Annotated in this window: 1 protein-coding gene; it reads left to right on the top strand. The window is 54.7% G+C overall.

Translation table 11 applies throughout. The features are described 5' to 3' along the window. On the top strand, nucleotides 1-746 hold a 746-nt coding region (locus tag ACWHAR_RS26525; RefSeq protein WP_452088354.1), incomplete at both ends, for an MFS transporter.

Below are 746 nucleotides of genomic sequence, written 5' to 3'. Positions count from 1 at the left end.
CTTGGCGGTCTGTCTTCCCGCAGCCGGCTGGCTTGGGGACCGCTTTGGGACAAAGCGTGTTTTCCTAGCCGCGCTTTCGATATTTACAGCTGCATCCGCCTTATGCGGAATCGCTGACAATCTGGCGGCGTTAAACGCATTTCGCGTGATCCAGGGGGCCGGCGGCGGGTTGATTACGCCGGTGGGAATGGCGATCTTGTTCAGGACGTTTCCTCCGCATGAACGGGCCAAAATTTCGAGAGTCCTCGTTCTTCCAATTGCCGTCGCGCCTGCGGTTGGGCCGATCATCAGCGGGTTTCTGACAGATCAGCTGTCATGGCGCTGGATTTTTTACATTAATATTCCGATCGGAATGATCATTCTGCTGTTTGGCCTGTTGTATCTTCATGAACATTTGGAGCCGGAAGCGGGCAGATTTGATTGGCTTGGATTCCTTTTGGCGGCGCCGGGAATGGCGTTGGCGGTTTTTGCACTCAGCCAGGGGCCTGCGCGTGGATTCGGCTCTCCGGATGTGCTTGCAGCAGGGGCCGGGGGAATGATGCTCCTCGCAATCCTCGTTTTTGTCGAACTGAAGGCTGAGCATCCGTTGGTTGAACTTCGCTTATTGAAGGACCGGGTTTTTGGAATGATGAGCGTCATTTCGCTTCTGACAGCAGGCGGACTGCTTGGCATGCTCTATATATTTCCGCTGTTGTGTCAGGAAGCACTCGGCTACTCTGCGACAGATACTGCGCTGATTACGTTTC

The organism is Bacillus sp. LR--39, from assembly GCF_053613335.1.
This window is presented reverse-complemented; position numbering and strand designations above follow the sequence as displayed.